Consider the following 23,833-nt stretch of genomic DNA (forward strand, 5'->3'; position numbering starts at 1 on the left):
GGCCCGGTCTGTGACGGCGGTGCGCGCTCCTCCGGTGTGGAGGCCGCGCACCGCACGTAAGGCTCTTACTCCGGCGCGGGCTCCGGCGACCGTCATCGCGCCGGTCCCCGGGGGCGACGGCTGTGGCGGCACCGCTGTTGGCCGGGGATCGGGACGTCATGGCCGCGGCGCCGTACGCGGGGCCGGACACGTGCCGCGCGGGTCTCGACGGCACGGTGGCACGGCGCCAGGCAGGCGCGATCGCGGGGAGGGTGCCCGGCGACCGGCCCCCGCCTGACCTGGGACTTCGTACCGTCTGCCGGTTCGTCAGGGCGGCTGGGGACGGCGTAGACAGGCACTCACACGGCGGCACTCATGCGGCAGTGCTTACAAGCCGGTGCTCATGAGGCAGCGCTTACGAGGCAGTGCCTACGAGCCGCAGGGCGGCGCTCACTCGGTGGCGCTCGCGCCGCGCGGCGTGCCGCCCGTACAGCTCTTCAGCACGCGGTACGCGGCGAAGACCAGTACGGCGACGAGGGCGCAGGTGAGGGCCGTCGCCATGAGCTGGAGGGGCCAGTAGTGGGCGAGGGGGTGGAAGTCGCGGTAGTAGCCGACGGCGTCGAGCTTGTCGTACGTGGCGCGGCAGTCAGGGAAGACGTCGCCGCCGCAGTAGGGGTTCGGCAGTCGGGCGCCGGTGGAGGTGAGGATGCCCTCGTCGACCGCGATCCCCGTGCCTGACGGAGCGCCCTGCACCCGGTTGCGCACCTGGGTCACGCTGGGCCACAGGTAGGGCAGCGCCGTGTGGACGATGGCGAACACGCCGGTCGTGGCGACGACGGAGGTGCCGAGGGCGAGCAGGGAGCGGCGCCAGAGCAGACCGACCAGGACTCCGACGACGAGGCCCAGGAGGGCCAGGGCGACCGTGAGCGGCCCGCCCGAGTAGAAGGTCGGGAAGTCGGACCAGGACTTCGCGGTGTCGATGCGGCCGTTCCCGGCCGACCAGGCAAGGTGGTGCAGCGCGACCACGAGTCCGGTGCCTGCGACGACGAAGGCGGCCGGGAGGGCGAGTTTGGCGGTGAGCCAGCGCACCGGGGAAACCGACTGGGCCCAGGTCAGCTGAGCGGTGCCCGTCTCCAGTTCCCTGCTGGTCAGTGTGGCCCCGGCCCAGGCGGCTATGAGGAAGGGGAGGGCGAGGACGGCGAAGGTGGTGGCGGAGTAGACGTCCTTGTAGCGGATGATCGCGGGCTGGTCGTAGGTGCACTTCGACGCCCCGGCACACGCGTTGTACTGCTCCCACGCCGCCGCGGAGGCGTCGGTGAGCGGGCCGCCCAGCCACAGCAGCGCGGCCGAGAGTAGGACCACGAGGCCGCCCCAGACGCACAGCGCCGGCCGGTGCAGGCGCAGCAGCCACCGGGTCAGACGGGGCGCGGGGGACGGGTGCCGGGTGGCCGCGGGAGCGGTGGGGGCAACGGCGGTCATGCGGGCTCCTCCTGGGGCATGGCGGAGGCGGAAGCCGCTTCCTGGGTCGTGGGGGAGGCAGAAGTGGAATCAGAAGCGGAAGCAGAATCGAAGGCGGGGCCGAGAGCGAGCGGGGGCGCCGCCGGATTGCGCAGGTGGGCGAGGAGCAGCGCCTCCAGGGACAGGTCGTTCGTCTGCCAGCCGGCGGGCAGCGGCCCTGCGGGGCGGACGAGGGCGGTGACCTGGCGACCGGTGATACGGGATTCCACCGTGGTGTGCGGGGCCAGGTCGAAGCCGGCGCCGGCCTCCCGTGCGGGCCCGGTGATCAGGGAGTGCGCGGCGAGCAAGTCGTCGATGTCACCTGCCAGACGCACCCGGCCGTCGCCGATCAGCAGCAAGTGGTCGCAGGAATCCTCCAGTTCGGCGATGACGTGTGAGGACATCACGATGGTGGTGCCGTACCGCGCGGCCGTGGCCATGAGCGTGCCCATCAGCTCGTGCCGGGCCAGCGGGTCGAGGTCGGCCACCGGCTCGTCCAGCAGCAGCAGTTCCGGCCGCTTGGCGAGGGCCAGGGCGAGCGCCACGCGGGTGCGCTGGCCGCCGGACAGGGAGCGGACACGGGCTCCGAGGTCCAGGCCACCGCCCGCCGCGACCCGCTCCGCGGTGTCCGCGTCCCAGCTGTCGGGGTTGAGATCGGCGCCCATGCGGAGCGTCTCGGCGACGGTGAGCTGCGGGTACAGCGGTTTGTCCTGGGAGACGAAGCCGATCCGCGGCCGCATGTGGGCCGGGTGCCCGCCGAGCACCGTGACCGAACCCTCGCTCGGGGCGATCAGCCCCGCCGCCAGGGCGAGCAGCGTCGACTTGCCCGCGCCGTTGGGCCCCACGAGCGCACTGACACGTCCGGCCGGCAGCCGAAACGTGCAGTCACGCAGGGCCCACCCGCCGCGCCGCCGGAACGCCTTCCCCAGCCCGGTTGCCTCGATGGCACTGCTCGTCATCGGTGATCCTGTTCCTTCTCGGTGGTATCGAAGTGCTCGTCCAGCACGACAGCGAAGAGTGCCGCCACGTCATCCCGCTCCAGGCCGGCCGCCCGAGCTCGCGACGCCCACTCGGAGAGCTCGCCCCGCAGTGGAGAGTCACTCGGTGTGGCACCGAGTGATCTGCGAACGAAGGTGCCGAGGCCTCGACGGGCCTCGACCAGGCCCTCGCGTTCCAGTTCCCGGTAGGCCTTGAGCACCGTGTTCGGGTTGACTGCCGTGGCCTCCACGACCTCTCGGGCAGCCGGAAGCTTGTCGCCCGGCTCCAGCAGGCCCAGGCGCAAGGCCTGCTTGGTCTGCTGGACGATCTGTACGTAGGTGGCAACCCCGCTGCGCCGGTCGATCCGGTATTCGATCATCCCGGCAAACACCCTTTCACTATTTGAGTAGTGAATAGTGGATCGAGGAGGACGCGGATGTCAAGGAGAGCGCCAGCCACGTGGTCCGGCACACGTCGCTGCGCTGGCGGCAGGTGCGTCTGCGGCGGGCCCACGTACGACGGCCCCCGAGGGCCGCTCGCAGTGACGGCGGAATCGCGTTTCCGTATCGCGTCGCTGACGAAGGCCTTCACCTCACTGGCACTGGTCCGCCCGCTGCGGGACAACTGCGTCCCGCTGCGCACACCCGTCGTCGAACTGCCCGACCACGCGCCGGACTGGCGGGCCGGCGGACCGGCGGACCGGCGGACCGGCGAGAGTCTCACCGTCGAGCAGATCCTGGGTCAGGTCTCCGGCCTGCGCGAATCGGTGGACGCGGCAACCGTGAAGGCGCTGGGTGAGGGGGCACCATGACGGCGCGGCCCCCGTGCAGGGGTCGCGTGTGGGCGGGGCTTGCGAGTTCCCTGTGGTGGGTGCTGTCCGCCACGGACCGCATCGTCGTGGAGGGGGAACGTGATGGTGTGGACGGGCAGGCAGCGCCGTACCGGCGCCGGTGTGCTGGTGGCGACGGTCCTGGCCACGGGCGGCTGATGGGCCGGCTGGTCCCGATGCGGCCACCTAGCCGTCCTCGACCCCAACCACCAGTGGACGGGGGTGCGGTTTGCTTCCTGGCGGAAGCCCGCGTCACCGCGCCCCGCCAGCAGTAGCTGACCTGTGACAACCGTCCCTGCTTCGCTGGCACAGGTCAGTAGCCGCGGCTGGTCTTAGAACACGATGCTGCAACACGGCTAAGCGTTGCACCCTCACCTGCACAAACAGCGGCCCACAGCCATCAGGGGACCTGTGTTGCCGCCCGTGTTGCACCGCCGTCCGGTGCCAGAAGGCAAGACGAAGGCCCCGGGGGTCACGACGTCCCGGGGCCTCCACTTCGCTGACCTCCCAGCTCAACGACGAGCGGGGCGACGTGTCACGCCCAGTCCACGTCCAGCTTCACGATCACCGGCTACGTTTCGCCGTCGACGGTGATCTCCTCGCCGTGGGCGCGGGGCAGCGGCCGGTGGGCGCCTTCCTGCTCGACCCGCTGCGGTGGCGGGCCGGCCGTGGGCGCGGCCGTCGAGGAGCCACGCCCACCGGGTCGGTACCGAGGTACGGATACGCGGGTGGGCTGGAATGTCGCCCCGGTCGACCCCCGGGCAGCGGGCGCAGCTGCTCGACGGTGCCCCCGGTGCTGTACTCGGCAGGCTCGACCCGCCTCCGTACTGGTGGAGAGGCGGTATACCGACTGTGCGCTACTCCTCAGCTTGACGCTCCCAGGACTCGTAGGGCCGGACGTTGAGGTGTCAGCACTCCTGACCCGCTGGCAGCAGGGCGACGGCGCCTCGGCGATCCCAGCGCAGCAAAAGGCCCGTCGCGACGACGCGAACGTCAGAACGCGCAACCAGTCACCAGGCCTATCCACTTGCTGTGGCTGCCCCGGGCCGGGCCGCAGCCGCTTAGTTGTCTCGGCACCGGAACCGGGACGCGGCGAATCCACGTCGATCATCAGGACGACCCAGTGCGATATGCCGAGATGACACGACGGAGACCGCAGCATGCCTACCGCCGAAAACCGTGCCCAGCCCGCACTTGCGGCCCGGGTGAACGACTACGACAGCTTTGCCGAGGCGTACTCGGCCCTGAGCGAGACCAGTCTCCTGAACGCCTACTACGAGCGGCCCGCGATGCTGTCCCTCGCCGGGGACGTGGCCGGCCGCCGGATCCTTGACGCCGGCTGCGGCTCGGGCCCCCTGTTCGGTGCACTTCGTGATCGGGGTGCTCTCGTCACCGGCCTCGACTCCAGCGCCGAAATGGTGGCGCTGGCCCGGCGCAGGCTGGGCGCCGACGCGGCCCTGCACGTGGCCGACCTGGGTGACCCGCTACCGTTCGCCGACGGTGCGTTCGATGATGTCCTCGCCTCGCTGGTCCTGCACTACCTGGAGGACTGGGGGCCGACGCTGGCCGAGATGCGGCGAGTGCTCAGGCCCGGCGGTCGACTGATCGCATCGGTGCAGCATCCTTTCGTGGACTACGCCATCCAGGATCCTCGGCCCGACTATCACGCGACCACCAACTACACCCAGGAATGGACCGACCTGGTGGGGCAGAACGCCCGGATGAGTTTCTGGCGCAGGCCACTGCACGCGATGACCGATGCCTTTACCGCGGCCGGGTTCCGTCTGGCCGTCATCAGCGAGCCACAGCCCGACCCGGCGGCCCGTGAGCTCTACCCCAACGACTTTCAACGCTTCTCGACCGCCATGTGCTACCTGTTCTTCGTCCTGGAGGTACCCCCGGCTACCAGCTCGGCCGAGTAACGAGCACCTGCGGTCGGCCCAGTGGCGACGTGCTCGCACCGGCCGACGGGGCAGGCCACTATGCGAGAGATCGGACCGCCCGGCGGTTCCTCAGAAGCCTTCGCGGGCTTCGTGGAAGAGACGGGTGGCATCGGTGCAGCCGTTGACGAGGAAGGGGCAGGACCTCGGTACGCCCTAGTCCCGAGCCGCCAGGTAATGGGTCCGGCTGTCGTTGGCGTAGCTGGCCCGGTGGTTGGGAGTGCTGGGGTGCAGGCCGAACAGGTCGGTGACGGTGATCGGCGGTAGGTCGGTGACGGCTTCGATCATTGCGGTATTGCGTGCGGTGAGAACGGGGAGACTGTGTGAGCGCAGGAGTGCACTGACGCCGAGGGGGTTGTGGGGCGGCCCGGCGCCTGGCCGGGCAGCAGGTAGTGCGTCCCGTCGTCGAGCTGGCGCCGGAAGTATTCAGTGCCGGGGTCTTACATCTGTTCTTCGATCAGGAGGGCGAGGCGGGGTGGGACGAGGACGGGGTGGCGGCCCAGCGTGAGGAACGCTCCTTCCGGTGTACGCCGGAACTGGGTGGTCGTGAGCTCGGAGATCCGGCTGAGCGGCAGGGCGTGGAGGACGACGAGGGCGCCTGTGATCCGTACTTGGCGTGGCAGCGTGCTGTCGGTCAGGCAGCGGCGTAGGTGGTGGGTGTAGTCGTGTTCGGTCAGGAAGCTGCCGGCGAAGGTCAGCCCTTCGATTGACCTTCTCCCTCTACGGACCTGCGGCCCCTGACCGGCAAGAACGACAGCAGGCAGCACGTGCGAAGTGTTGCAACCGATGCAATTCCTGCTGTTTGCGGCCGTCTGCCACAGCGGGACACCGATGCGGTACATCCATAGTTCCGGTGTCGAGTTGCTGGCGTTCGTAGAGGCGTACCCGCTCGATGGCCGTCCCGTCGGGAAGGACCGGAGTGATCGGGGCCGACGAGGAAGGGTCGGACACGGTCAGGTGCGGGCCAGCTGTTCCTGCCGGGCTTGCTGGCACTGCTTGAACAGGGGGTTCCCGCCCACCCCGTAGCGGCACGTCGAGGTGTGGCACCCGGCGCAGGGGCCGGTCAGGCTGGGTGCCCAGGTGTCGTTCTGCGGGCGGGGCGTGGGGGTGGTCTGCTCGTTCATGCTGCTGCCTCCCCGTCCGTCGGTGCGGGGCTGGGGGTGCGGGCGGCGCGCCGTAGCTCGATGGAGACTGTGCGCCAGGCGGTGGGGGTCGCCCAGTAGGGATGGGTGCATAGAGTTCCGGACAGGGCAATCAGCCGGCGCCGCAGCGAGGTGGCACCGCCCACGGCGGGGGCCTGCGCGAGTTCGGCGTAGGTCTGCTGCCACGCCCTTTGGAGCGTGATCAGGTCATTGGGGAAGCGGAACGGTGGTCTCGCAGCAGATGAGCCGTGACGCAGTAGTGGGAGGCCAGCCACCGGCGCCGGGATGCCGTTGGACATCGAGATGTCACGGCCGACCCAGTCCACGACCGAGGCCACGCCGCCGTTCGGGAACGGGCGCGCGCTCACGACCGTCTCTACCCCCGGGTGGTGCGACGAGAGCCGGCCGCCGTCGACCGAACGACAGGAGCGCTCCGTGCCCGCGCTACGCCGCCCGTCCCGCGTGACGGCGATCTACCTCACCTTGGCCACCGTACTGCTGGCCGCCGGCGTCTTCGCCGTCCGGCAGGGCCCGGCGGCGGGCCTTCTCCCCGAAGCGACATGGGGCGGCTGGCGGTCCCAAGAGGTGCTGCACTGGTCGGCACACATCCGAGTCAACACTTGGGCGCACGCCGCCGAGGCGGAGATCCACATGGGCAAGGCCGAGTCGATCACGCTCAAGGCGTACGGCGAGGACGCCCACGGCATCACGAACATGGACCCCACTGCCTTCACCCTCACCCCCGACGGGAAGCTCACCGGGCGCGAACTCACTGTCATTGACTGATACTTGACGGAGTGACCGCATGGCCGCGGGGTTCACTCAAAGACCCGGCGCGTTGGCCAGCCCGACCTGCCAGGTGTACGCAACCCCGAACGGCCTTTATGGATTGCCCGGGCTCGCCCGACTTCGCGAAGCCCTCGTTGCCGCGCGTGGCCACTGCCATCTCCCGTTGCGCAACTCGCTGACACGCTCAGGTCCAACGACACGGGACTGGCACCGCGTCGATTCGACGGCGAGAGCACCGCCATACAAATGCTCCCTGTACAGATCAGCCCCTGTGGGGGCGGTCCGCGACCGGTTCCAACAAGCGTGGCAACTCGACCGAGGTGCCAAGTGGTGTAGCGCGTGTGCGGGTTTCGCTTCCCAGATCTCTGACCTGTGATTTTGCGGCCGAGTGGGAGCCGGACTGGCCCCGCGGGGAGTCGGCCCCGCGTCGGCGTCGGCGTCGGCTCGGCGGGCGCCGGATGGTGGGCCGGGGGGTCTCGGCGCTCGCCGTTGATGTGGCGCAGGCTGCGGTGTCCGTGTGGGCACCGGTGATCGGAGGCGGCGCAGGTCGTGACCACGGCCTACGGGTCGTGTGCGGATTGGAGTGGGGTTCATGGTGCGTTTGGTGCGTGAGGTGTTTGACGAGTCCGAGGCTGCGGGCCGGTTGCGAGTGCCGGTCGCGGCGTGGCGGTGGGCGACCGGTACGAGTTTGGGCCCGGCCGCGGATGTCGGGCCGGGCCGGTGATCGCGTGCGGTGGTGGAGGCCGCCGACCCCGAAGCCGTGCGGGCCGCCTTGCGGGGGGCCGGTCGGTGCGGGGTGGGCTGCGGGCCGGTTGCCGGAGGCGCTCGACACCCCGTTGGCACGGTGTCGGCCGCGGGTGACCGCTGCCGCGGTCGGCCACCTGGTTCGGGTCGAGGGTCGAGCTCCTGGTTCACCTCGGCGGTGAGGTCGAGTTCCTCGACGTCCACCCGCACCAGGTCAACACGCTCGCGCGCCGCACGGAATGCGCGGGGCCCGGGGCGGCACGCTGCCCCGGGCCCCGCGCACGTCAGCGGCGTTTCAAGCCTGCTTCGGAGCCGCCTGCTGCACGACTTCGAACGACCAGACCCGGGACCCGGAAGCCGCGGGCTTCGGCCGCTCGCCACCGACTGCCCCGGCACCCGCATCACCCTGGTGCGCGGCCTTCATCGGCCCCTCCAACCACGCCAGGAAGTCCTCCTCCGAACGCCACCGCGTGTACACGGGGTACTGGTCGGGGCCCTCCATCGGCCGGAGCAGCTCGAACCACTCGAAACCGTCCGAACCCGCCACGGCCCCCGCCCGCGAGGCGAACCGCTGCTCTAGGACTTCCCGCTGCTCGGCGGGGACGGCCAGTGCGTTGATCTTCACCACGCTGGGCACATGGCACCTTTCAAGAAACAGCGGCCGGTACTGCGCGTGGCCTTGACCATGCGCGGGAAGTCTCTTACATCCGTCAGTTCAGCCGGTGATCCGGACCGACTGAGGGCCGCCGATATGGGACCGCGCCTCCCCGGGGCCGATCGTGGTGACGCGGGTCGCGCAGGTCGTGCCGAGGTAGATGGTCATCCTCCTGTTCGTCTCGTTGGCGATCAGATCTGCCCGGACCTGGAGAGCGAGACAGACGTTGTCCGGTGGGTCGACGATCCGGAACTCGGCTTGATTGACGTCGAAGTACCGGATCGTTCCTGTGGCGGCTTGTGCGTTCGTGGCCAGACCCGTGGCGAGCACGGCCGCTGCGCCGACGGTGAGGCCGATCCTGCCGAAGCGTGAGAGCGCGTGGCGGATATGCATAGAGGCATCCGTTCCTCATGGGCGATGTTCGGGCAGCTCAACGTTCACACGTCAGTTTCGTCAGTTCTCGTCTCGACACCCCATTCACTCGAACATGGCAAGGAAAAACGTTCAGCTATTCGCCCGATGGGGCGGGAAGTGTCAATCCCGGTTCGGGAGGCGTCTTCCATTCCTTAAAATCTCTGCCGTTATTCGGAAACGCCCACGGGCATACGGACCCGGCGGGCGGGTCAGGGTGCAGGGGCCAGTCCTGACACAGCCAGGCAGAGGCCACCCCAGAGTGCTGGCACAATCTCGCCCGGCCGCCGCCAGCGTGGGGCGGACTGGAGCCTGCCTCTGCCCTCAAGCTCGTTCGCCTGCAGGTCGGCGTCGCACCGCGGCATTCCTCAACAGCACTGGAGCCGAGGGGCACACCCAAGGCCGCGCGGGCCGCCTCCCCCAGCGCCGCGGCGTTTTCGACCGGGCAGGTGCGCAAGGTCGACCGGCCGGTCTGGGCTTCGGCTGTTGCGAACGTACTCTGAATCGCGCCGAGGACGGCGCGCTTGGGGATCACAGGATGGAACCCGACGGCCCAGTTCCCCTTTGCAGGATCACCGGCCCTGGTGGCGGGCTTCACCCCTTCGGGTGTGGATAGATGCTGCTCGGAGCAGGCAGGGTGGAGGCCGGGCCCACGGCCGCCAAGCTGACCGACTACCCGCCGGATGAACAGGGCTGGCGCCGGGTCCGCTACGACGGCACCGCCATCGCGTCGCGCGCACGATCCGGCCGACATCCGTGTCTTCCTCGCCGCGGCCGGGCTGGAGAACGCCGAGGACGTGGACCTCACCGACACCGACAGCGACTTCGTGGAGTGGAGAGGCGCCGACCCCGAGAAGTGGAACCCGTCTGATGGTCTGCGGGGGAGTGTCAGTGGAGATTCATCAGCTGGTTGTCAGCGGTGTAGCCCCAGCGAGCTGGTAGCTGACACCTTCAGGCCGTGACGTACTGGTGCCGACGCGAGTGGTGAATATCCACGTCATTCTCACGCCGACCATCACGCCGCCCAGCTGTATGGATCCCCACGAGCTGCGGGCGCACCCGTGGTGGCCGCCCATGGCCGCTGCGCGCGAGATGAGTCGTACGACCGTACGTCTAATCCGGCACCGTCCCAAACGCGTTCGAACCTCGGATCCATCCAGTCCGGGGAACCTCTCCACTCGGGGGAGAGGAAACGATCGGCCCCGCCGCGCGGCGCCCTAGCGTGGAGTGGATGAAGCACCTGTCAGCTGGCTCATCGGTGGCTGCAGCCCTGCTCCTGACCGCTCCGCCTCCCGCTGCGGCCGTTGCTGCTGCGCCGTGTGTCAGGGGTGAGTCCGAGTCGCGGTCGCGCACGTCGGTGGACGACGGCGAGATCAGATGGACGGCGAACACGGCCTACGCCGACGCGTACAAGCATCGGCTCAAGGCGTGGCAGTACCCCGGCCACACGATCAGGCTGGCTCCCGATTCGGCGACCACCGTCAACGACCTCGAGTTCGTGGACTACAACGCCCCCAAGGACCATGCCGCCGCGAAGTGGAACTACCGTGGAGGCCCCGGCCAGACCGACTACATCCGCTTCAACACGGTGGCGATGAAGGACGCGAGCCCCACCAAGCGCCGGCAGATCGCGGCGCACGAGCTGGGCCACGCCCTGGGGCCGTGCCACACGTCGGACGCTGGCGGCTCGGGCTATGTACGGTCGCTGATGTGGCCGACCGCCCACGAATACTTCGATCGCCCCCAGGACGTCGACCGAGCCAAGCTGTGGGGCTGATCATGAGCGTGAAGACGTGGGCGATGACCGGGACCGCGGCCGCCGTGCTCCTCGGAAGTGGCTGGTACGCCTGGGAGAGCAGCGGCGCATCGCACACGGAGAGCCTGTGCGGGATCCCGTCCGGCGGCACGGATGCCGAGGTGGCGACCGGCGCGCAGGGCATTGCCGTGGTGGAGGCCACAGGGGAGGCGGCGCACGACCCGCAGGCCGTCGGCGCCGAGAACCCCGATCTCGTCACGACGCCGGTACGGATCCTGGAGTCGATGAAGGGGAGGTTCGCCCCGAGCATCGGGGTGTCCCAGCGGGTAGAACCCGGCGGGACGCCCGGCTCGTTCAAGGTGGCTACCTCGAACCGCGAGGTGATGATGGAGCCGGGGGAGCGGTACGTGGTCGCGATCGGCCCCGGCGACCTGCAGGCCCGCCCGGGAACGACGACGTTCGCCACACTGATCCAGCCCGCACACCGAGGGACGGCCGAGGAAGTCGACTACTGGCGGAGCGTGATCGCGAAGGCCCTGCCGAAACCCGTCTGCGACGACACCGTCAGCTAGCAGGGGAGGGACGGCAGGCCCCGCCGCAGCCGCTGCTGCGCCACCGACGGCACGTGACGAACCAGGACTTCTGCCAGCCTGCCGCCGCATCCGCGCGACGGCAGGCCGAGCCGCGCCGTCCAACCGGGCACCGGCGCAACTCCCATGGACACCGCGGGGCGGACCCGTCGGCGCTCACCGGCCTCGTCGCCCGCCCTTCCCAGAACGGCTGCCACGAGGCGAGGCTGCCGCGGCCACACGCCGGTCAGGTGTGGATGCGGCTGTTGGGGCCGTCCTGGCCGTCGTCGGCGTCGTTGAACCAGTGGTCGCCGGCGCCGAGGTAGCGGAAGGAGTGGGTTTTGCCCTTGGGGAGTTCCACGGTGACGGCCCGGTTGCCATCCTTGCGCGGGGTGAGGACGTGAACGCAGGGGCGCCAGTCGTTGAAGTCGCCGACCACGCTGACCTCTGCCGGGTGAGTGCCTGGAGTGTCTGCGGGCAGGACGAAGGTGACCTTGACGGAGTTCTTGCGCAAGGTGCGTTCCAGCACGTGGAGCTCCTGACGGGTCACCCGCCCGCTCCACCTGGCACGACCCGAGGCGCTCCCGCGTGCCACCGCCCGGATGGGAAGAGCGGACGACAGGTTGTCCCACGCAGGCAGGACCTGGCCGGTGCCCGATAGGGGTCCAGCCAAGGTGAGCCAACAAGCCGCCACCGCGCCCCCGCGGTCTACACCGCTTCATGCCTGACTTGCGGCGGTACGTACGACAAGCCGTGGCGCCGTATCCGGCCCTGACCTGGTCAGCCTTCCGATGTGTGTGGGTGCTACACCCAGGTGTAGTTCGCGTCGGTGACGGCGTCCAGGGCCGCGTTGGTGACGGCGGCGTGCGGGTCGGCGAGGGCAGCGAGGGCGGGGCCGATGGGCGGGAAGATGGGCAGCTCGGCGGTCTTGCGGTAGTCGATCCACTCGATGACGCCGACCTCGTGGCTGCCGTCGGGGAGCTCGTCCAGTTCCTGTTCGGCGAGTGTCTTGCGGAGGTCGGGGCTGATGTGGAAGCGGTAGATCAGGTGGAGCTTGCGGGGCGGCGGGGTGGGGCCCGGGCGGGTCACTCGCTGGTCGACGACCCACATCAGGTCCCCGCCCTCGGCCGCGGCCGTGTCCAGCCCGAGTTCCTCGGCGAGCTCGCGGGCGAGGGCGAGGGTGAGGTCTTCGCCGTGCTCGACGTTGCCGCCGGGCGGGGTGTAGTGGGTGGAGTCGGTGCGGTCGCGGCGGATGAGGGCGACGTCGTCGCCGCAGAACACCAGCGCCCCAGTCCGGATCTTGATCCTTGAGAACGGGGCGGGTGCGGCAGGGGTGTTCGTCATGGCCACCAGTATTCCGGCGGGCCCAGGTGCTGGGCGGGCTTTGCCCCGAGCTCACCGGCCCGGAACCGGACACCGTTTCCGCTTACGGGCGGCAGGCGGCAGGCGGCAGGCGGCGGGCAGGCCCGGCAGGCAGATGCCTTGAGCCCCTCGGTCGCTTGCTGAGCCTCGATGATCCGAGGTTGTCGCTCAGATGAGGAAGGCCGGCAGGCGCTGGTTCACGACCTCGTCGCGGGGGAGGAACAGACCGAATCGGGTCTCTATGAGCGCCAGTGTGTGGCGGTCGCGGTCGAGGTAGGACTCGCCGTCCGGTCGTGCGTACGCGCCGTCCGGGTGCAGCACGCCAGCCGCTACCAGCTCCGGCAGCAGCAGGTCCGGCTGCTCACCCCATCGCCAGCCTTCCTCGCCGATCCCGAAACTGCAGACGTCCGCACCGTCCCTGGCATAGGAGAACATCGCCGGCGGATGGTCCGGTGAAGGATCCAGGTGAATGGCTTCCACGCCGTTCCGGGAGATCTCCACCAGCCTGTCACCCCCGTTGCCCATCCCGTATTCAACGGCGAAGGCCCAGCCACCGCAGGCACCGACCCGCACAACGTCATCGTCGTCAGTCGCAAGGTCCAGAACCATGTTCCATGCCTCTGTGTCCGTGATCGGCGACACGACGGATCCCGGCGTGCCGCCCATCCGCACGCCCAGTTCCTGCGGCTCGATGCCACGCGCGAAGACCACGCCGTGCTGCCAGTCGTCCTGATCCACAAGCCACTGAATGCCGCTACTCATGGCGTCTCCCCCCCCCCACGGGCGCAGACAGTACCTCCATCCGCACCCACCGAAGTGATCACCCTAGTCGGCAGTACCGACAGGGCCGCGTACGAGGATTGGACGCCTGGCCCCACCAGGGCGATGGTGGACTCTCCAGCGATCACGGTGGCCGCCTGCTGATCTCGGAGCCCGCCGAACGCTTCTCTGGGTGGTGCAGGTGCAGCTGAGCCCGTGCAGGTGAGCCGGATTCCGTGTCAGCCCGGCCAATCGGTTCGAGGCTTTCAGCGATACCAGTCGAGGGGTTCCGCCGCGTACGTGCCGTCGGAAAGGATTGCGTCAGTCAGCTCGAACCGCCGCCGGCGATCGCCGGCCGGCTCCTGCCGGGCGATGACGGTTCCGGCGGGGCGGCTACTGACGATCTGCACCGCGTGGCCGTCCGGGGCCCGCGCACCGATCAGGGTGTATGTGCGGGCGGGTCTCGTTGCTGCCCCGTCTTCGCCCCGTGCAGTGCCGCGCCGGGCAGCACGCCTACGGCGGGCTCGTGCGTCGAGGCCAACAAATGCGACCACGGCGAGGCCGCCCAGAACCTCCGCGATCGAGCCCGCGATTACGTCGTTCAGCATATCGGTGAGTTCTGTTCCTCTCTGTCGGTTGCCCGCAGCGAACGTCCCCCGAGGGACCGGTCGATGGGACGCGCCCGTGTGCCCGGAAGACGTCCGTGAAGCCGGGCCTTTCTGCGCTGGCGCCCCATTGAGACAGACTTCGAATTCACTGCTCCTCGACACTTCGCGGGGTTCTAAAGTGCGGACGTGACCCGCACTGAGGCATCCCCGGCGGATCGAGAGCTGCTTGACCTCCTCCACGACCGCGGCCTGGCCGTATCAGCGGCGCAACTCGAACGATGGCGCCGAGCCGGCCTGCTTCCGCGGCACGCCCGTAAGGCCCTGGGCCGAGGACGGGGTTCGACATCCGTTCTGGACTCCCGCACCGTGGAGATCGCCGATGTCCTGACGCGTTGCAGCGGGCAGGGCAAGGACCTACGAGCCACAGCCCTGGCCTGGTACTTGCGAGCCGGCACACCAGGAGCGCACTCCCGCCAGCCGGTCCCGGAACCGCCCTTCGAACCCGTGCGTGACGCACTCGTCTGGGCCCTGCGCCGCAGCCCCGTCCAACGTCTGATCGAGCAGGCCCGACGAGCCCGCGACGACATCGACACGGACAACCTCTACGCCGACGCCGACAAGTTCCTCGCGCGCTCGCCCGGCCTCTTCGGCCATCCGGGACGCATGCGCGAAGCACTCCTCGACAGCAGCCAGGACATCCAGCCACCACCACGTGGCGGACAGCGCAGCCTGGTGAACCTCATTGCCTTGCTCGGGCTGCCGTCGGGGGAGGTGAGCGGGGAAAGCTTCGCGCAGGCGATGGCCAGCTCCGGACTGCACTTGGGATTCGACTGCGAGACGCTGGCCGCAGCCTTTGAGCACGCTGGGCGTGACGGAACACTGGACCATGTTCTGCACGCGGCACGGCAGCATGACGTGGTGGCCGAGGCCGAAGCAGTCAGCCCTGAAAGGCTGGCCCGTGCACGAGAAGTCGCCCGCATCTTCGGCTACTGCGGCAGTGTGTACCTGATGCACGGCCTACTGCTCCCGGACACCCCCGGCCAGCAAGCCATCCGCGCGGAAATCGACGAGCTGGGCATGGGCGAAGTCGTGCTCGCGGCAGCCCGAAGCTTCACCAAGGTCGAGGCGGCCAATGTTCTCAGCCTGTGCCTGGACCCCTTCTTCGACCACGTCAGTGAGCAGCTCAACGAGGTCATGTCCAAGAACATCGACCGCGTCTTCCGCCGCCCCGGAGAGCTGGACTCGGCTGAGGAGTTCATGGCCGGATGGCTGGCAGCGATCCAAAACGCAGCAGGGCAGGAATCGTAGCCCGAGGCTGTTCCGGGTCGGGGCCGTGTCGCTTCCGCGGCCCCGGCAATGACCGGGCATGAGCACCATCAAGCATTGACGACACGAGCTATGACGGGTCGTGGCGGACAACTGGAAGGTGGCGGTGCGGACGGGCGCGGCCCAATCCGGGGGCACCGTGTGTCCACTGCACCCCGGAGACCCGCCACACCAGCCACTTCAACCAGCAAATCTTGAAGATGGCGAGGCTTCACTCTCGAGCGCCGAAACCGTGCGCCGTCCCTCACAGCCTTCGGGGCCCGACTCCGTCCTCGGCGAGCGCGTCGCCCGGGTTCAGTAGGGCGCAGGCCTTCATCGACAGGCATCCGCAGCCGATGCATCCGGTGAGCTCGGCCTCGAGCCGCTCGATGGTCTGCCGGCGCTCCTCCAGCCGACGCTTCCAGCCACGCGAGGCGAGTTGCCACTCCTGGTGACTCGGCGGACGGTCGAGCGGCACATCGGTGAACGCCTCCCGGAGGTCCTGCAACGGGATGCCGATCCGTTTTGCCACCGAGATCAATGCGATCCGGCGCAGCATGTGCCGCGGGTAGCGGCGCTGGTTGCGATTGTCGCGTTCGGACGCGATCAGGCCGAGCTCTTCGTAGAACCGCAGTGCGGAGACCGCCGCTCCGGTCCGCGCGCTCACCTCGCCGATGCTCAGCCAGTCGTCAGGCGCGGCCCGTTCGGCGCCGGAACGGTAGCTCGTCATACAAGGCCTCCTCTTGACCTCAAGTCTACTTGAGGCCCTACGGTCGCCTGCGTTGCACCAGAACGGCAAGCAAGAACGAGTGGGAGAGGATGGCAGTTCGATGACGTTTGTGATCGCTTTGCCCTGTGTGGATGTCAAGGACAAGGCATGCATAGATGAGTGCCCTGTCGACTGCATCTATGAGGGTGAGCGGATGCTCTACGTCCACCCGGACGAGTGCATCGACTGCGGCGCATGTGAGCCGGCGTGCCCCGTTGAAGCGATTTTCTTCGAGGACGACACCCCGCAGGAATGGCAGGACTTCAATACCGTGAACGCCGAGTTCTTCTCCGACCTCGGCTCCCCCGGCAGCAGCGCCAAGCTCGGTCCGATCGGCAGGGACCATCCGATCGTGGCGGCGCTGCCGCCTCAGGAAGCCGATTGAGCACGAGAGCAGTCACGTCAGACCCTCCGACCGGCACGTTCGAAGATGGCAAGGATTCCTTGAACAGCTCGGCCGAAGTGTCGCTGGTCAGACCTCCGCCAGGACGGCCGCCTGTTCAGGATGTGCAGCTAGGAGGATGCTCTCCGAGAGCGCGTACAGGGTTTGGCCCGCACTCGCCGTGAGCCACCACGCGGAGCGGCAGCACGGCGTGCCGTCGTCGGTCGGCGTTCGTGGCCATGAATGATCACGAGGATGGCCTCTCATCCAGTACGCGCGTGGTATCCCGTCCGTGGCGGACAGGGCGGCGCCGGAGAGGACGACGGGCCCGGATCGGAGTCGACAGCGGTGGCCCGAGGAAGCACAGCACGTGCTGATTGATCGGACCTTGGTGACATCGACCCCGCATGGGAAGCCCCCTCCGGCCCGCCCGGCAGCCGCCGACAGCAGATGGTGGCGTTCAAGTCGCCGGAGCGCGGCGGACGCGCATGGCACGCCGACCCCACCACCGTGACCCGGGCGTGAGGGCCAGCTCGCGCTGTCGCGCTCCGCTGGCCTTCGCGGGGCGGGGTCGGGACACGAACCGGTCGGCGGCCGGTGAGGTTGGCGGCGGCCCGGTGGTACTGCTGCCCCCAGAGCGCTCTGGGCACCGGGCCTCACCCACGCACGCCAGATCGGCGCGGGCCGGCCACGACCTTGACCGCCACCCGCACCGGTCCAAGCGCGGCCCGGAGAAATGGTCCTGACACCTGACGCTGCCACCACCACGAACGGCGACACGACCGTGCTCCCCCTGCTGGAGCTGACATTCAGTCAACTGTGGCGCCAGCGGGTCGCGTCGCAGCAGCACCACTCAGCAACCCCCGCGCGCAGTTGTTTGGCCGCAGGTGACTTCGTCGGCGTGAGCCGCCCGCTCGTATCCGCCGCCCAGGCCAAAGGCGCGGCTATGTCCCGTAGACGTGGTCCGTAACGACGGTGCGGCGTACGTCCGCCTCCAGCATCGCCTGGGAGCGGCGCTGCGCGTTGATGTAGCCCCTCCCTGTCGGGCTGGTTCGCATTCCACGTGCTGAACAGGGTGGCCGGCGCCTCGGTCTCCCATTCGGTGGCGCCGATCGAAGGCGGGTACGCCACAGCGGACTCCTGCATGTCCTCGGCGTCCGCGGACTGCGCCGGGGCGCTGTGGAGGACCTGCCGGGCCATCGCGTTGCCCCTGTGCCAGTCGCCGCCGTGGTACCAGCAGCAGGCACTGCCGGCCCGACGCGGAAGGGCCTGCCGCATCCAGCGCCACCACCACGCCACGCCGGCCGGCATGCACTGCTCAGCCCAGACATCCTGCGGCGGCATCCGCCATCTTGACCGCGTCGAAGCCGCTCTCCAGGAACAGTTCCAGCGCGGTGACGGCCGGATGGCGGCGGGTGCACAGCTTCATGCTCTCCCGCAGACCCGGGCCGGGACCCGGGACCTGCGGCCGGGCCCGAGGTCGGGGTGTTCGTCGTCTCCATGCGTCCAGCGCAGCGAGAATGCGTTCCTGAGTATCTTATGTAACTGGGTTGCATTTTCTGGCGGGAGGCGCTTTCCTTGAGACATCGCACCGAGCCGGTGAGGGACCGGCCCGACAACGAGGGGGAGTTCGTCATGAACGACGCAATGAACGACGCATCGAACGGCGGGAGCGACGTCGTCATCGTGGGCGCCGGCCCGACCGGCCTGACGCTTGCCTGCGACCTGGCGCTGCGCGGCTTGACGCCGCGGATCCTGGACCGGCGAGAGGCACCGCACCGGGAGTCCCGCGGCAAGGCACTGCGACCGGGCAGCCTGGAAGTGTTCGCGCGGTTCGGGGTAGCCGACCGGATCACCGACATCGGCCGCTCGCACGTGGTCTTCCGCAAGTACTTCGACGGCGCGCACGCCGCGGACACGCCCGTCGACGACGCCTGCCTGATCGGCCAGTGGCAGGTGGAGGAGGTGCTGCGCGAGCGGCTGGCCTCCCTCGGCGTCCAGGTCGAGTTCGGCGCCGAGGTCACCGGGATCGAGCAGGACGACGACGGGGTGAGTATCACCCTGGCGGACGGGCGGTCCCTGAGGTCCGGGTACCTCGCCGGCTGCGACGGTGGGCGCAGCACCGTGCGCAAGCAGCTGGGTATCTCCTTCGAGGGGTACGGCGGCGACGGCGAGCAGGCGATGGTGGTCGGTGATGTCCGGGCACCGGGCCTGAGCCGGGAGTACTGGCACCAGTGGTTCACCTCCGACGGCGGAGCGATGATGCTCTGCCCGATACCGGACACCGTCTCCTTCCAGCTCCAGGCCTCTCCCGAGACCGATGCTGAGGGTCGTGCGCTGCCGCCGTCGCTGGAGGGCTTCCAGCGGCTCTTCGACCGCCACGCCCGGATGGCCGGCATCCGCCTGACGGACGCCACCTGGCTGTCGACCTGGCGGGTCAACGTCCGGATGGCCACCCGGATGCGGGAGGGCCGCGTCTTCCTCGCCGGCGACGCGGCGCACGTCCACCCGATAGCCGGCGGGTTCGGGATGAACACCGGCATCGAGGATGCCGCGACCCTGGGGCGCGCCCTGGGTGGGGAGATACCCCTGGAGGCCTACGAGGCCGAACGTCTCCCGGCCGCGGCACACCTGCTGGCCGACACCAGCGCACGGATGGAACGCGTGATGGCGGCGGTCGCGACACCGGGCACCGGCGTGGAGGCCGTGCTCGACTGACCCGGACGAGCCCGTACTGGACCGACATCGACGCCGCGGACGGAGCCGGGCAGGTACCCGCGGCGCTCCGCCGCCTGGCGAAGGGGGTGCTGTCGGGGCTCCCTGACCCTCCGCTCCAAGCCCGGATGCGCCGTCCAGGGCGCCGGTTGCGGCGGGGCATCCACCGGCTCCGTTCCTGAAGCAGCGGGCAACCGGCACCGTGCCGGCCGGTGGAGGTGAGATAGCCAAAGCCGATCCCCAGAACCCCACCGGCAACGGTTCACCGGAAAGCCCTTCGGTAGGCGCTGAAGCTCACGCCCAACTCGGTGGTGTTCCGCTTCTCTGGCCAGGACCTGACCACCGCCGGTACCTACATCGAGATGGCCTCCCGCCTCACCGAACCCATCTTCCTGGGCCGCCCGATCCTCGCCATCCAGAACCGCGTCAAACGCTGAAACGCGCCCACCCCAGGCGGGTCATGCGCCATACGGTCCGCCACCGCATCGGTTGTCGTGGTAGGCAGGGCACTCGGTTCCTTCGAAGGACCCGGCCCACCATGATCGGAGGCCGGACAGGGGTGGCCGCTGCCTGATGGTGTAGGCGATCCAGGTGGCGAGGTAGATCGGGACCAGGATGGTGGGCAGGTGGCGGTTGGCCAGCCATACGCGGTTGCGGCCTGTGTTGCGGTTGCAGACCGCGTGCAGGGAGGCTGCGGTGAGTGGGTGGCGGAGAAGCAGGTTCGCGCGGTAGTTGATGTCCCAGCCGACGTCCAGGGCCCGCCAGACGAAGTCGGCTCCTCGGCCTTTACGTCGTGACCGCCACACCACGGCGCTACCGCGCCGCAACAGACCGCCTACCTGGAAGCCCCGCACGTCGTAGCCGTCGAGAGCCACGGGCCCACGCCCGCGACCCCCGGCCTGCAGCGTGTTGCGCGACCGGAACTACTTCTTGTTCGTCGTCTTGTCCGCCAGGTCTTCCTCGAAGGGCTTCTCGCACGCGGGCCCGGTGTCGACGAAGATGAAGCTGTCCTCATCAGTCCCGTCCGCCCAGCCCTGGGGGCGGTGGCTCGCTATGAGGCGCCAGCCGGTCTTGTCCAGCGCCTTGACGATCGACTGCCGCTCCTCGTTGCTCCCGCCCTCCTTCCAGCCCCCGTTGACCAGCGCGGCGACCGTGGCGTTGTAGGACTTTCTCGAGTCAGTGGCTTTCGCGCCGTCCGACTGCCACCTGACCGTGCAGGACTTGAGGATCGGCGGGACGTCGTTCCGGGGCTTCTCGGTGAACCTGGCCGCCGTGGCGGCGGTCTCTATCTCCTTCTTCACCGCCGCGACGTCCAGGCTGCCGCCGGATCCCGCCTTCGCCGGGGCGGAGTCTCCGGCTGACGGTGCGTCATCGTCGTGTCCCTGAGTCGAATCGCCTTCACTGCCGCACCCTGCGATCAACAGCACCGCACCGGCGGCCGCGGCCGCCCACCTCACTTTGCGCGCGACGACGCCCCCCTTCACGTCCGCGGACCCATGCCCGCGATCAAGGCAGCAGTCTGCCACCGCCGTACGCGCCGGCGCGAACGGCGTTCGCTCACGGCCCAGATGGCGGCACGGCCGCGGCCCGTCAGGGCTGGGGGTGGAAGCTCCTGTGCGGCCGAGGGGTTCGGTCAGGCCCGGCGGGCGGCGACCCGAGCCACGCCGGTCCTCGGCCTTGAGTACGTACCCGGGGGCTGCCACACGGCCCCGGCCCAGGGTCGATCCCTCGGACTTGCAGCCTCCTCAGGGCAGCAAAGCGGTAGGGCACCCTGCAGCTGGAAGCGAGCGGGCGCGATCCGGCAGGCCAGCGCGCTGACTTCGAACGCCCACCACCACAAAGCAGCCGCCGCAGGTCGGGGAACACCGCACGGTTCGAATGACGCACCCCGCCAGCTGGGGCATCGGCGGCGTGGACAGCGGCGCGGCGTGAGGCGTACGCGAACGACCAGGGCCAGCCGGCTCGCTGGTGGCGGTGACGGCGCGTTCGAACCAGTCGAAGGCGGACCAGGATCGGCGGAGTGGCTGCCGCCGTCCGTGGACGCGTTGTGCCGGTACGGCGCCGAGTGGAACGCGACCAAGCTCCGGTGGGGCCTCGCGGTCGACGATGCGGAGAAGGGCCGGCTGCTCGACATCGCGGCCGGCTGCGGCGGCACCGACGTGGAGTTCCCCCCCGCCCCGTAGAACAGCCCGGAGACGAGGGCCGTCGCCTCGACAGGCGGCGGCCCCTTGCTGTGCTCCTCAGTGGCTCGTGAGCGCAGGGTGTCTGGGCGGTTCCAACGACATGCGCTGTTGGGCCGCCGGGGGTGTGGGTGGCGGCGCGGGCGGGGCAGGGTGGCAGGCGGGAACGCATCGGAGGGTGGTGTGCTGGTGGAGTGGGACTGGTGGACGGTGGAGTTCGGGGACGCGCACGCGGGCGTGGCGGGTGTCCTTGTCGGCGGTGGTGAGCCTGGGCCGGTGTACTTCGATGTCGGGAGCGGCCCGAACGTGCCGTCGACCTCGCACTGGTCGGCCTACGACGGCCGGCACCGTCGGCCACGGGCCGAGGCGCTCCGGGCGGTGTGTGCGTGCGGATGGCGCGGTGCCGCCGAGTACCCGCTGGACTGGACGACAGTCGGCGACCGGCCGTTGTACGAGGCAGACGTCGACCTGACTGGTCCGCTCGCGGACTGGAACGCCCACCTGTCCCTCGTCCGCGACAGGGCGGTACCGCTGCCCGAGCCGCTGGCCGCCCTCCTGGTCGAGATCACTGAGCAGCTGACCGCCGCGACGACGGACGCGCCGCTGGCCGCGCTGCGCGCCATCGGCATGCTGGAGCGGATCGCCACCCGCATCGGGCGGGAGGCGGCAGGCTCGCTGGCGGAAGGCGGCGTGTCCGCCGAGACAGTCGCCACCGGGCTCGGGACCACCCGCTCCAAGGCCATGGTGCTCCTTCTGGCCGCGCAGGACAGGTGACAGCACCGGCTGGCATCGGGCGTGCGCGGCTCGGGGCGAGGGGGCGCGGCCTGCTGTAGGGCGACAGGTATGTGAATCGCGGGCTTGTGTGCGAAGAATTCCGCAGAACGGTTGTTACTTGATCAACTACTCCGGGCGGGTGAGGCGGGGGAGGGGTGCGCCTGGTGGTGCGCCGGAGCGCGCCGCGCCGTAGGTGCGGTTCCCGGGGCGGGTGGGTGTAGCGGTCAGTGAATGTCAGGGGCACGTTCGGGGGGAATGCGTGCAGTGCGCAGGCGAGTGTGACGGATATGTCCGTGTCTGGTAACCGGCGTCGGTGGGGCTGCGGCGGGGCCCGTGTCGGGTCGAGAGTGTGGCCAACGGCTCACCCCGAGCCACCCCCGCAACTGCCTCTACCGACTTGTTTCGGCTGGTGGGGCACTGTTCTTGAGGGAGCGTCACCCATGTCTTCTGCTTCTTCCTCCGTTCGTCGTATCGCCGCCACGGTCGTGGCTGCCGGCGCGGTCGTCTCTGCGGTCGCGCTGCCGGCGGCCGCCGCGGATGGTGACCGTCACCACCAGCGGCCGCGGGTGGAGATCAGCCGGGTCCAGGCCGACAGCCCCGGACGTGACGACCACTCGAACCGGTCCCTGAACGCGGAGTGGGTGGAGATCACCAACACCACCCGCGACGCCATCAACCTCCGCGGCTGGACCCTGCGTGACAGCGACGGCAACCGCTACCGCTTCGACAACGTCCGCATCGGTAGCCGCGCTACCATCCGCATCCACACCGGCAACGGCCGCGACACCCGCACCGACCTCTTTCAGGACCGCCGCGAGTACATCTGGGGCAACCGCGCCGACACCGCCACCCTGCGTGACGACCGCGGCCGCACCGTCGACACCGAAACCTGGGGCCGCCGCTAACCCCCACCACCCCGCAGCCCTCACACCTAGCCGGGGATCCTGCGGGACATGACCGCACGGGCCGTCGCCTCACCGGGCGACGGCCCGCACTGCTGGGCAGGCGGCGGCACCGAAGGGGGGTTGGTGGTGGCGGCAACCAGGGGGGGGGGAGATGAGCACCGGTATCGCGCCCGAGGGCTCGTACGCGGGTGTCGACGGGTTGTGTGAGGACATCCGGGGCCCCTCGCCAGGTGGGTGCCCCGGCTCGGTGACCATGTTTACCGGTCGGTGTCCGGGCCGGCCGAGGTGGGTGCGGCTGGTCGGTGCGGTCGAGGACGCAGTCGAGGTCACGATGCTCCCCGGAGACGGCGCGACCGCGCGGGCCGAACTGCACGTGGCGGCCGCCAGGTCTTCAACGGCTGCGGCGGGGCGGGCGGGGACGGATGTGCGGGGTGTCGGCGCGCGGCGGTTGCTCTCGGCCTGCGTGTTCCCGTTGCCTTCTATCCCGGACCGGAAGGCCGGCTTCCGGTGGGCGGAGCGCGGCCCCGACCCGGGCCTCCCTCCCCCGGCCGGTCGGGGCTACTTGCTCTCTTCCCCTACCGGGCAAGGTGCGTCTCTGGCACCGCACGGGCCGGTGGCGCGCTGCCCTCCGGCTGCACGTGCCGCGCCGCCGGGCTGGCCCGCCGGGCGTCGCAGGTCACGGGAGGCGGGAGCCGAAGAGGAGGGCGAGCAGTGCGAGGGTCGGCACTGCTCCAGCCCCGCCGAGAGGGGGAGCCGTGTGGTTCGGCCGGGTGGGTCGGGAGGCG

The 23,833-nt window shown here is 69.8% G+C and carries 27 protein-coding genes and 1 pseudogene; 12 read left to right on the forward strand and 16 right to left on the reverse strand.

Annotation, left to right across the window (positions count from 1 at the left end):
- Nucleotides 1-429 precede the first annotated feature (429 nt).
- The 3 genes from OG386_RS42590 to OG386_RS42600 are packed head-to-tail and all read right to left on the reverse strand — an operon-like array spanning nucleotide 430 to nucleotide 2,833.
- Nucleotides 430-1,458 (reverse strand): ABC transporter permease, encoded by a 1,029-nt coding sequence (locus OG386_RS42590; protein ID WP_328792670.1) that lies wholly within the window; start codon nucleotides 1,456-1,458, stop codon nucleotides 430-432.
- A complete protein-coding gene (locus OG386_RS42595; RefSeq protein ID WP_328792671.1) occupies nucleotides 1,455-2,435 on the reverse strand; it encodes an ABC transporter ATP-binding protein in 981 nt (326 codons plus the stop codon). Before OG386_RS42595 ends, OG386_RS42590 begins: the two co-directional genes overlap by 4 nt.
- Complete coding sequence (locus tag OG386_RS42600) at nucleotides 2,432-2,833, reverse strand: GntR family transcriptional regulator (protein ID WP_136233079.1); 402 nt, start codon at nucleotides 2,831-2,833, stop codon at nucleotides 2,432-2,434. The genes OG386_RS42595 and OG386_RS42600 overlap by 4 nt, the downstream gene beginning before the upstream one ends.
- 162 nt (nucleotides 2,834-2,995) lie before the next feature.
- On the opposite strand from OG386_RS42600, the gene OG386_RS42605 reads away from it, so the two are divergent.
- Together OG386_RS42605 and OG386_RS42610 are read left to right on the forward strand one after the other, a co-directional pair.
- Nucleotides 2,996-3,265 carry a serine hydrolase gene (locus OG386_RS42605; RefSeq protein WP_328792672.1) on the forward strand — a complete coding sequence of 90 codons (270 nt, stop codon included), beginning with the start codon at nucleotides 2,996-2,998 and terminating at the stop codon, nucleotides 3,263-3,265.
- Between the two features lie 1,178 nt (nucleotides 3,266-4,443).
- Nucleotides 4,444-5,205: a class I SAM-dependent methyltransferase gene (locus OG386_RS42610; RefSeq protein WP_328792673.1), complete on the forward strand. Its 762-nt coding sequence runs from the start codon at nucleotides 4,444-4,446 to the stop codon at nucleotides 5,203-5,205.
- A 174-nt stretch (nucleotides 5,206-5,379) separates the two neighbouring features.
- Here OG386_RS42610 and OG386_RS42615 read toward each other — a convergent pair whose 3' ends face one another.
- The 4 genes from OG386_RS42615 to OG386_RS42630 all read right to left on the reverse strand — a co-directional run bounded on the left by OG386_RS42615 (nucleotide 5,380) and on the right by OG386_RS42630 (nucleotide 6,733).
- Nucleotides 5,380-5,511: a hypothetical protein gene (locus OG386_RS42615; protein ID WP_328792674.1), complete on the reverse strand. Its 132-nt coding sequence runs from the start codon at nucleotides 5,509-5,511 to the stop codon at nucleotides 5,380-5,382.
- A gap of 152 nt (nucleotides 5,512-5,663) precedes the next feature.
- Entirely contained in the window at nucleotides 5,664-5,990 is a 327-nt protein-coding gene (locus OG386_RS42620) for a hypothetical protein (protein ID WP_328792675.1), read from the reverse strand.
- Nucleotides 5,991-6,176: 186 nt separating this feature from the next.
- On the reverse strand, nucleotides 6,177-6,347 hold the full coding sequence (locus OG386_RS42625) for a hypothetical protein (RefSeq protein WP_328792676.1): 171 nt from the start codon (nucleotides 6,345-6,347) through the stop codon (nucleotides 6,177-6,179).
- Nucleotides 6,344-6,733, reverse strand: coding sequence for a hypothetical protein (locus OG386_RS42630; RefSeq protein ID WP_328792677.1), 390 nt, complete (start codon nucleotides 6,731-6,733; stop codon nucleotides 6,344-6,346). The genes OG386_RS42625 and OG386_RS42630 overlap by 4 nt, the downstream gene beginning before the upstream one ends.
- 67 nt (nucleotides 6,734-6,800) lie before the next feature.
- On the opposite strand from OG386_RS42630, the gene OG386_RS42635 reads away from it, so the two are divergent.
- Complete coding sequence (locus tag OG386_RS42635) at nucleotides 6,801-7,151, forward strand: hypothetical protein (protein WP_328792678.1); 351 nt, start codon at nucleotides 6,801-6,803, stop codon at nucleotides 7,149-7,151.
- A 1,042-nt stretch (nucleotides 7,152-8,193) separates the two neighbouring features.
- Here the strand turns inward: OG386_RS42635 and OG386_RS42640 are convergent.
- Together OG386_RS42640 and OG386_RS42645 are read right to left on the reverse strand one after the other, a co-directional pair.
- Nucleotides 8,194-8,535, reverse strand: a complete 342-nt coding sequence (locus OG386_RS42640; protein ID WP_328792679.1) for an antibiotic biosynthesis monooxygenase family protein — start codon at nucleotides 8,533-8,535, stop codon at nucleotides 8,194-8,196.
- A gap of 78 nt (nucleotides 8,536-8,613) precedes the next feature.
- On the reverse strand, nucleotides 8,614-8,946 hold the full coding sequence (locus tag OG386_RS42645; RefSeq protein WP_328792680.1) for a hypothetical protein: 333 nt from the start codon (nucleotides 8,944-8,946) through the stop codon (nucleotides 8,614-8,616).
- Between the two features lie 1,375 nt (nucleotides 8,947-10,321).
- Here OG386_RS42645 and OG386_RS42650 point away from each other — a divergent pair.
- Together OG386_RS42650 and OG386_RS42655 are read left to right on the forward strand one after the other, a co-directional pair.
- Nucleotides 10,322-10,741 carry a hypothetical protein gene (locus OG386_RS42650; protein ID WP_328792681.1) on the forward strand — a complete coding sequence of 140 codons (420 nt, stop codon included), beginning with the start codon at nucleotides 10,322-10,324 and terminating at the stop codon, nucleotides 10,739-10,741.
- A gap of 2 nt (nucleotides 10,742-10,743) precedes the next feature.
- Nucleotides 10,744-11,292, forward strand: coding sequence for a hypothetical protein (locus OG386_RS42655; protein WP_328792682.1), 549 nt, complete (start codon nucleotides 10,744-10,746; stop codon nucleotides 11,290-11,292).
- 244 nt (nucleotides 11,293-11,536) lie between these two features.
- Here the strand turns inward: OG386_RS42655 and OG386_RS42660 are convergent, their stop codons facing one another.
- The 4 genes from OG386_RS42660 to OG386_RS42675 all read right to left on the reverse strand — a co-directional run bounded on the left by OG386_RS42660 (nucleotide 11,537) and on the right by OG386_RS42675 (nucleotide 14,018).
- Entirely contained in the window at nucleotides 11,537-11,839 is a 303-nt protein-coding gene (locus OG386_RS42660) for an isoamylase early set domain-containing protein (protein WP_328792683.1), read from the reverse strand.
- 254 nt (nucleotides 11,840-12,093) lie between these two features.
- Complete coding sequence (locus OG386_RS42665) at nucleotides 12,094-12,633, reverse strand: NUDIX domain-containing protein (protein ID WP_328792684.1); 540 nt, start codon at nucleotides 12,631-12,633, stop codon at nucleotides 12,094-12,096.
- A 186-nt stretch (nucleotides 12,634-12,819) separates the two neighbouring features.
- A complete protein-coding gene (locus OG386_RS42670) occupies nucleotides 12,820-13,413 on the reverse strand; it encodes a DUF6461 domain-containing protein (RefSeq protein WP_328792685.1) in 594 nt (197 codons plus the stop codon).
- Between the two features lie 263 nt (nucleotides 13,414-13,676).
- Nucleotides 13,677-14,018 (reverse strand): hypothetical protein, encoded by a 342-nt coding sequence (locus tag OG386_RS42675; protein WP_328792686.1) that lies wholly within the window; start codon nucleotides 14,016-14,018, stop codon nucleotides 13,677-13,679.
- A 366-nt stretch (nucleotides 14,019-14,384) separates the two neighbouring features.
- Here OG386_RS42675 and OG386_RS42680 point away from each other — a divergent pair, with 366 nt between their 5' ends.
- The gene (locus OG386_RS42680; RefSeq protein WP_328792687.1) at nucleotides 14,385-15,326 is read left to right on the forward strand and encodes a hypothetical protein; all 942 of its coding nucleotides are present in this window, start codon (nucleotides 14,385-14,387) and stop codon (nucleotides 15,324-15,326) included.
- Nucleotides 15,327-15,588: 262 nt separating this feature from the next.
- Here the strand turns inward: OG386_RS42680 and soxR are convergent, their stop codons facing one another.
- Entirely contained in the window at nucleotides 15,589-16,053 is a 465-nt protein-coding gene (soxR, locus tag OG386_RS42685) for a redox-sensitive transcriptional activator SoxR (RefSeq protein WP_328792688.1), read from the reverse strand.
- 100 nt (nucleotides 16,054-16,153) lie between these two features.
- Here soxR and fdxA point away from each other — a divergent pair, with 100 nt between their 5' ends.
- From fdxA to OG386_RS42700, 3 genes are all read left to right on the forward strand, one after another.
- The gene (gene fdxA / locus OG386_RS42690) at nucleotides 16,154-16,477 is read left to right on the forward strand and encodes a ferredoxin (protein ID WP_328792689.1); all 324 of its coding nucleotides are present in this window, start codon (nucleotides 16,154-16,156) and stop codon (nucleotides 16,475-16,477) included.
- Between the two features lie 1,632 nt (nucleotides 16,478-18,109).
- Nucleotides 18,110-19,192 (forward strand): FAD-dependent monooxygenase, encoded by a 1,083-nt coding sequence (locus OG386_RS42695; RefSeq protein ID WP_328792690.1) that lies wholly within the window; start codon nucleotides 18,110-18,112, stop codon nucleotides 19,190-19,192.
- Nucleotides 19,193-19,500: 308 nt separating this feature from the next.
- On the forward strand, nucleotides 19,501-19,626 hold the full coding sequence (locus OG386_RS42700; protein WP_328792691.1) for a hypothetical protein: 126 nt from the start codon (nucleotides 19,501-19,503) through the stop codon (nucleotides 19,624-19,626).
- Nucleotides 19,627-19,647: 21 nt separating this feature from the next.
- Here the strand turns inward: OG386_RS42700 and OG386_RS42705 are convergent, their stop codons facing one another.
- Together OG386_RS42705 and OG386_RS42710 are read right to left on the reverse strand one after the other, a co-directional pair.
- On the reverse strand, nucleotides 19,648-20,064 hold the full coding sequence (locus tag OG386_RS42705; protein ID WP_328792692.1) for a hypothetical protein: 417 nt from the start codon (nucleotides 20,062-20,064) through the stop codon (nucleotides 19,648-19,650).
- Nucleotides 20,065-20,112: 48 nt separating this feature from the next.
- A complete protein-coding gene (locus OG386_RS42710) occupies nucleotides 20,113-20,673 on the reverse strand; it encodes a hypothetical protein (RefSeq protein ID WP_328792693.1) in 561 nt (186 codons plus the stop codon).
- Nucleotides 20,674-21,083: 410 nt separating this feature from the next.
- Here OG386_RS42710 and OG386_RS42715 point away from each other — a divergent pair.
- From OG386_RS42715 to OG386_RS42725, 3 genes and pseudogenes are all read left to right on the forward strand, one after another.
- Nucleotides 21,084-21,372, forward strand: a pseudogene (locus OG386_RS42715) (HNH endonuclease); the annotation flags it as partial.
- A gap of 180 nt (nucleotides 21,373-21,552) precedes the next feature.
- Nucleotides 21,553-22,143 (forward strand): hypothetical protein, encoded by a 591-nt coding sequence (locus OG386_RS42720; RefSeq protein WP_328792694.1) that lies wholly within the window; start codon nucleotides 21,553-21,555, stop codon nucleotides 22,141-22,143.
- A 440-nt stretch (nucleotides 22,144-22,583) separates the two neighbouring features.
- On the forward strand, nucleotides 22,584-23,048 hold the full coding sequence (locus tag OG386_RS42725; protein ID WP_328792695.1) for a lamin tail domain-containing protein: 465 nt from the start codon (nucleotides 22,584-22,586) through the stop codon (nucleotides 23,046-23,048).
- The last annotated feature ends 785 nt before the right edge of the window (nucleotides 23,049-23,833 follow it).

Source organism: Streptomyces sp. NBC_00273 (assembly GCF_036178145.1).
Classification (GTDB): domain Bacteria; phylum Actinomycetota; class Actinomycetes; order Streptomycetales; family Streptomycetaceae; genus Streptomyces.